Source organism: Pseudomonas sp. GD03858 (genome assembly GCF_029840925.1).
Lineage (GTDB): Bacteria > Pseudomonadota > Gammaproteobacteria > Pseudomonadales > Pseudomonadaceae > Aquipseudomonas.
Genome location: NZ_JAOCDM010000010.1, coordinates 77,498 through 83,893 on the forward strand (window position 1 = coordinate 77,498; position 6,396 = coordinate 83,893).

General features: G+C 64.7%; 6 protein-coding genes. 4 read left to right on the plus strand and 2 right to left on the minus strand.

Going from position 1 to position 6,396, the window contains the following annotated elements:
* Nucleotides 1-3: 3 nt before the first annotated feature.
* The 3 genes from gcvT to N5D48_RS04965 all read left to right on the plus strand — a co-directional run bounded on the left by gcvT (nt 4) and on the right by N5D48_RS04965 (nt 2,264).
* Nucleotides 4-1,125: a glycine cleavage system aminomethyltransferase GcvT gene (gene gcvT, locus N5D48_RS04955; RefSeq protein WP_279881750.1), complete on the plus strand. Its 1,122-nt coding sequence runs from the start codon at nt 4-6 to the stop codon at nt 1,123-1,125.
* Between the two features lie 347 nt (nt 1,126-1,472).
* Nucleotides 1,473-1,685, plus strand: a complete 213-nt coding sequence (locus N5D48_RS04960) for a cold-shock protein (protein WP_279881752.1) — start codon at nt 1,473-1,475, stop codon at nt 1,683-1,685.
* Nucleotides 1,686-1,775: 90 nt separating this feature from the next.
* A complete protein-coding gene (locus N5D48_RS04965; RefSeq protein ID WP_279881754.1) occupies nt 1,776-2,264 on the plus strand; it encodes an RDD family protein in 489 nt (162 codons plus the stop codon).
* 228 nt (nt 2,265-2,492) lie between these two features.
* Here the strand turns inward: N5D48_RS04965 and lptG are convergent, their stop codons facing one another.
* Nucleotides 2,493-3,554, minus strand: a complete 1,062-nt coding sequence (gene lptG, locus N5D48_RS04970) for an LPS export ABC transporter permease LptG (RefSeq protein WP_279881756.1) — start codon at nt 3,552-3,554, stop codon at nt 2,493-2,495.
* The gene (lptF, locus tag N5D48_RS04975; RefSeq protein WP_279881759.1) at nt 3,547-4,662 is read right to left on the minus strand and encodes an LPS export ABC transporter permease LptF; all 1,116 of its coding nucleotides are present in this window, start codon (nt 4,660-4,662) and stop codon (nt 3,547-3,549) included. The genes lptG and lptF overlap by 8 nt, the downstream gene beginning before the upstream one ends.
* A gap of 290 nt (nt 4,663-4,952) precedes the next feature.
* Between lptF and N5D48_RS04980 the strand changes: the two genes are divergently transcribed.
* Nucleotides 4,953-6,396 (plus strand): leucyl aminopeptidase (locus N5D48_RS04980; protein ID WP_279881762.1); only part of this gene is annotated, 1,444 nt, incomplete at its 3' end.

Genomic DNA, 6,396 nt, shown 5'->3' on the forward strand with positions numbered 1-6,396 from the left:
CCGATGTCCGAAACACTGCACAAGACCCCGCTGCACGCCCTGCACCTGGAACTGGGCGCGCGCATGGTGCCCTTCGCCGGCTACGACATGCCGGTACAGTACCCGCTGGGCGTGCTCAAGGAGCACCTGCACACCCGCGAGCAGGCCGGCCTGTTCGACGTCTCGCACATGGGCCAGATCATCCTGCGCGGCAGCGATGCCGCCCGTGCCCTGGAAACCCTGGTGCCGGTGGACATCGTCGACCTGCCGGTGGGCATGCAGCGCTATGCCATGTTCACCAACGCCGAGGGCGGCATCCTCGACGACCTGATGGTCGCCAACCTGGGTGACGACACCTTGTTCCTGGTGGTCAACGCCGCCTGCAAGGACCAGGACCTGGCGCACTTGCGCAAACATATCGGTGATCGCTGCGAGATCCAGCCACTGTTCGAGGAGCGCGCCCTGCTCGCCCTGCAAGGTCCGGCGGCAGTCAAGGTGCTGGAACGCCTGGCCCCGGAAGTGGCCGGCATGACCTTCATGCAGTTCCGCCCGGTCACCCTGCTCGGCAACGACTGCTTCGTCAGCCGCTCGGGCTACACCGGCGAGGACGGCTACGAGATCTCGGTACCCGCCGCTGCCACCGAAGCCCTGGCCCGCCGTCTGCTGGCCGAGCCCGAGGTTCAGCCGATCGGCCTGGGTGCGCGCGACTCGCTGCGCCTGGAAGCCGGCCTGTGCCTGTACGGCCACGACATGGACACCACCACCACCCCGATCGAAGCCAGCCTGTTGTGGGCCATCTCCAAGGTCCGCCGTGCCGACGGCGCCCGTGCCGGTGGCTTCCCCGGCGCCGAAACCGTGTACGCCCAGCAACAGGCGGGCGTGGCGCGCAAGCGGGTCGGCCTGCTGCCGCAGGAGCGCACGCCAGTGCGTGAGGGCGCGCAGATTGTCGACCAGGCTGGCAAGGTGGTCGGCGAAGTGTGCAGTGGCGGCTTCGGTCCGACGCTCGGCGCGCCAGTGGCCATGGGCTATGTCGATAGCGAACATGCTGCCGTCGACACGGCGTTGTTTGCCGTCGTGCGTGGCAAGCAAGTTGCCCTGAAAGTCAGCAAAATGCCTTTCGTGGCACAGCGTTACTACCGTGGCTGATTGAGTGGATTGGACGGGTTCGACATATTCGTTTTCGAACCTGTCCAATAACTTCTGAACATAGCGCCAGCCCAGGCGCCACGCCGTTTCCGACAAATCGTTCGGTTATCGGGAAAAGCCTGATTTTCACCCCCCGCCAGGGCTTGTTTTTCGCTCGGCAGTTGGCGTAGAGTCATCGCACTGTGTTTGCATGGGTCGCAACAGTTCGTGACCTGGGCCAGTAGCCGCAATCTGCTACAACCCGTTCGACGTCTCTTACTTTCCTGCAACCCAGCCCAGTAGTCTTTCACTTACAAAAGCGTGAAAGAAACTGTCATCAAAATTCAAGTTTCATAGGAAATAAGACAATGGCTGAGCGTCAGAACGGTACCGTCAAGTGGTTCAATGACGAGAAAGGTTACGGCTTCATCACCCCTGAGAACGGTGCTGATCTGTTTGTTCACTTCCGTGCTATCGAAGGCAACGGCTTCAAGAGCCTGAAAGAAGGCCAGAAAGTCACCTTCGAAGCCGTGCAAGGCCAGAAAGGCCTGCAGGCTGACAAGGTTCAGGTCGTCGCCTAAGCGATTACCCGAATTCAAAAAGCCCCTGCCAAGTGCAGGGGCTTTTTTTTGCCCGTAGAATAGCGGCTTCGCCATTCGGAGCCGTCCTGCATGTCCAAGCCCCTGCTCTCACCCCAGGGTGATTTTCCCCCCGTCGGCCTCGGTCGCCGGCTGGCGGCGATGTTCTATGACTTCCTGCTGTGCACCGCACTGCTGATCGTCACCGCTGGCGCCTACAAGATGATCCAGATGGCGATCATCGGCGAGGCACGCATGCGCGAACTCACCGACGCCGGCGCGCTGGATGGCGACCCGCTGCTGTCGACCATCCTGCTGTTCGCCCTGTTCGGTTTCTTCGCCAAGTTCTGGACCCATGGTGGGCAAACGCTGGGCATGCAGGTGTGGGGCGTGCGCGTGCAGAACGCCGACGGCAGCGCCATCAGCCTGTGGCAGGCGCTGCTGCGCTTCCTGGTGTCGATCGCCTCCTGGCTGTGCCTGGGGCTGGGGTTCTTCTGGTCGTTGGTCGACAAGCGCCAGCGCAGCTGGCACGACATCTATTCCGAGACGCAGCTGGTGCGCTTGCCCAAGCGCAAGAAGTAGACCGGACCGACGATCGCCCTGTAGGAGCGGCCTTGCCGAGGCGTCGGACCGGTCGGAAAGGGCCGCGAAGCGGCCCCGGCGATCTGACTTGTGGCGCAGACCCTGGGGCCGCTTCGCGCCCCTATCGCGACACAAGGCCGCTCCTACAGGGGATGGGTAAATCCTGCTCTTCCTGTTGCGCACAAAAAAGCCGACCCAAGGGTCGGCTTTTTTGTGCAGCTCAGGCCATCAACCCGCCCGGCGCATCAACCACAAGCCCGCCAGCGCACAGATCCCCGCAGGGATCACCACTGCCAGCAGCGGCGGGAAGCCGAACACCTGGCTCGATGGCCCCAGCAAGTCCCCGGCGATGCGGAACACGAAGCCCACCAGCACGCCGGTGAACACGCGCTGACCCAGGGTCACGGAGCGCAGCGGGCCGAAGATGAACGAGATCGCCATCAACACCAGCGCCGCGGTGACCAACGGCTGCAGGACCTTGGTCCAGAACGCCAGCCAGTAGCGCGAGTTGTTCAACCCCTGGTCGGCCAGGTAGTGGATATAGTCCCACAGCCCGGTGATCGACAGCGACTCAGGCGCCAGCACCACGGTGTTGAGCAGCTCCGGCGTCACCGAAACATCCCACACCTCTTCGGGCGCCTTGACCACTTCGGTGTGATCGCCACGGAAGTAGGTGGTGGAAACGTCGCTGAGCATCCATTTACCTTCGACGTACTGCGCACGACGGGCGAAGCTGGAGGTCTGGATCTTGCGCTGCTCGTCAAAGCGATAGCGGGTCACACCCAGCAGCAGGCCGTTGGGCTGCACCGAGTTGATATGCACGAACTCCTCGCCCTGGCGGTGCCACATGCCGCGCTTGGAGCTCTGCGCCTCGCCGCCGCCCTGGGCCAGCGAACGGTCGGCCTGGGCCTTGTTCTCGGTCACCGGGGCCACGTATTCGCCGATCAGCAGGCCGACCAGCATCAGCACCAGCATCGGCTTCATCACCGCCCAGACGATGCGGCCGATGGATACGCCCGCGGCGCGCATGATGGTCAGTTCGCTGCTGCTGGCCAGGCTGCCCAGGCCGATCAGGCAGCCGATCAGGGCCGCCATCGGCAGCATGTCGTAGAGCCGGCGCGGCGCCGTCAGCAGCACGTAGGTGCTGGCGTCCAGCACGGTATAGGTGTCGCTCAGGTCCCCCATCTCGTCGATGAAGGCGAACAGCGAGGCCAGCCCCAGAATGATGCCCAGCACGGCGACGATCGCCAGCAGCACGCTCTTGCCGATGTAGCGATCCAGTTTAACCACGGGCCACCTCCGCACGACGCGCGGCGCGCTTGAGGCGCAGCGGCTCCCAGTACATCAGCGCCAGGCCGATCAACAGGAACAGGCCATGGACCCACCAGATCCCTAGCGAGAGAGGCAGCTTGCCCTTCTCCAGGGCGCCACGCACGGAAATCAGCATCGTCAGATAAGCCATGTACAGAAGAATCGCCGGCAGCAACTTGAGGAATCGCCCCAGGCGTGGGTTGACGCGCGACAGCGGCACCGCCAGCAGGGTCACGACGAACACCAGCAGCGGCAGCGACAGGCGCCACTGCAACTCGGCACGCTCGCGCACGCCGTCATGGCCGATCAGGTCGGTGGTGGGAATGGCCTCGCGCTCGGTCACCTCCTCGGCGACCTCCGGCTTGGGCAGCAGCACGCCATAGGTGTCGTACTTGATCGCGCGGTAGTCGGCCTGGCCCGGGTTGCCGTCGTAGCGATAGCCGTTCTCCAGCACCAGGTAGCGATTGCCGTCGGCCTGCACTTCCTGGTGGCCCTTCTCGGCAACCAGCACCGAGGGCGCGCGGTCCTTGGTCTTGTCCTGGTTGAAACGCTTCTCGGAGATGAACACCCCGGCCAGGTTGATGCGGTCATCGGAAAGCTGTTCGGTGTAGGTGACCCGCGAACCGTCGCGCAGGGTCTGGAAGCGCCCGGGCACCAACGTGTCGAACTCGGTCAGGGTGTCCTGCTGGGCAATGATCTTCTGCACCTGGGCCACGCCCAAGGGGGCCAGGCTCAGGCTCAGCCAGGCCACCAGCAGGGCGACCAGCGCGGCCGGGGCCATGGTCATCGCCAGCAGGCGCTGCTGGCTCATGCCGGTGGCCGACAACACGGTCATCTCGCTTTCGAGATAGAGCCGGCCATAGGCGAGCAGGATGCCGAGGAACAGCCCCAGCGGCAGGATCAGCTGCAGGAAGCCGGGCAGGCGAAAGCCCATGATCATGAACAGCACGCCCGGATCGAGCACGCCCTGGGCCGCCTGGGCCAGGTATTTGATGAAGCGCCCGCTCATGATGATCACCAGCAGCACGGCGCTGACGGCGCTCAAGGTCACCAGGACCTCGCGGGACAGATAACGAAAGACGATCAAACCAGACACTCCTGGGTTGTCAGGGGCTCAAAGCCAGACGAACGATGCGGGCAGCCAAGCCCCATGCCGGTTCGCCAAGGCGAACCTCCATGTAAAAGTGCGCGCATTATCCTGTGATTGACGGCGCCTGTCACTTGGCTGCGCATGACACTCGATGCCGGGGTTGTCATGAAGGTCGCGGCAGGCTCAAACTGGCAGCTTTTCCGCTGGCAGGCAAAGGTGGCCGCAGCGGCATTCCGAGCGCTTGCACGAGACAGCGCCAACTGACTGATCATTCGGGGACCCCAGACATGGAATTGGTTGTAAAAAGCGTAGCCGCTGTATCCGTCAAGACCGCCACCCTGGTCGTACCGGTGGGTGAAGGCCGCAAGCTCGGCGCCACCGCCAAGGCCGTCGACCTGGCCTGCGAAGGCGCGATCAGCGCGCTGCTCAAGCGTGGCGACCTGGCCGGCAAGCCGGGCCAGACCCTGCTGCTGCACAACCTGCCTGGCCTGAAGGCCGAGCGCGTGCTGCTGGTCGGCAGCGGCAAGGACGAGGCCCTCGGCGACCGTGCCTGGCGCAAACTGGTCGCCAGTGTGGCAGGCGTGCTCAAGGGCCTGGGCGGGGGCGACGCGGTACTGGCCCTGGACGACATCGCCGTCACCGGCCGCGACGGCCACTACGGCAAGTACCGCCTGCTGGCCGAGACCCTCCTGGACAGCAACTACGTATTCGACCGTTACAAGAGCCAGAAAGTCGAACCACGCGCCCTGAAGAAAGTCACCCTGCTCACCGCCAAGGCGGCTCAGGCCGAAGCCGAGCGCGCCGTCAAGCACGCCAGCGCCATCGCCACCGGCATGGCCTTCACCCGCGACCTGGGCAACCTGCCGCCGAACGTCTGCCACCCGAGCTTCCTCGCCGAGCAGGCCAAGGACCTGGGCAAGGCCCACAAAGGCCTCAAGGTCGAAGTGCTGGACGAGAAGAAGATCAAGGACCTGGGCATGGGCGCGTTCTACGCCGTGGGCCAGGGCAGCGACCAGCCGCCACGCCTGATCGTGCTCAACTACCAGGGCGGCAAGAAGAGTGAAAAACCCTTCGTGCTGGTCGGCAAGGGCATCACCTTCGACACCGGCGGCATCAGCCTCAAGCCGGGCGCCAACATGGACGAGATGAAGTACGACATGTGCGGCGCCGCCAGCGTGTTCGGCACCCTGCGTGCCGTGCTCGAGCTGCAGCTGCCGATCAACCTTGTGTGCCTGCTGGCCTGCGCCGAGAACATGCCGAGCGGTGGCGCGACCCGTCCGGGCGACATCGTCACCACCATGAGCGGGCAGACCGTGGAGATCCTCAACACCGACGCCGAAGGCCGCCTGGTGCTGTGCGACACCCTCACCTACGCCGAGCGCTTCAAGCCCCAGGCGGTGATCGACATCGCCACCCTGACCGGCGCCTGCGTCGTCGCCCTGGGCAGCCACACCTCCGGCCTGATGGGCAACAACGACGAGCTGGTCGGCCAGTTGCTCGATGCCGGCAAGCGCGCCGACGACCGCGCCTGGCAGCTGCCGCTGTTCGACGAGTACCAGGAGCAACTGGACAGCCCGTTCGCCGACATCGCCAACATCGGCGGCCCGAAGGCCGGCACCATCACCGCTGGCTGCTTCCTGTCGCGCTTCGCCAAGGCCTACGACTGGGCGCACCTGGACATCGCCGGCACCGCGTGGATCAGCGGAGGCAAGGACAAGGGCGCCTCGGGTC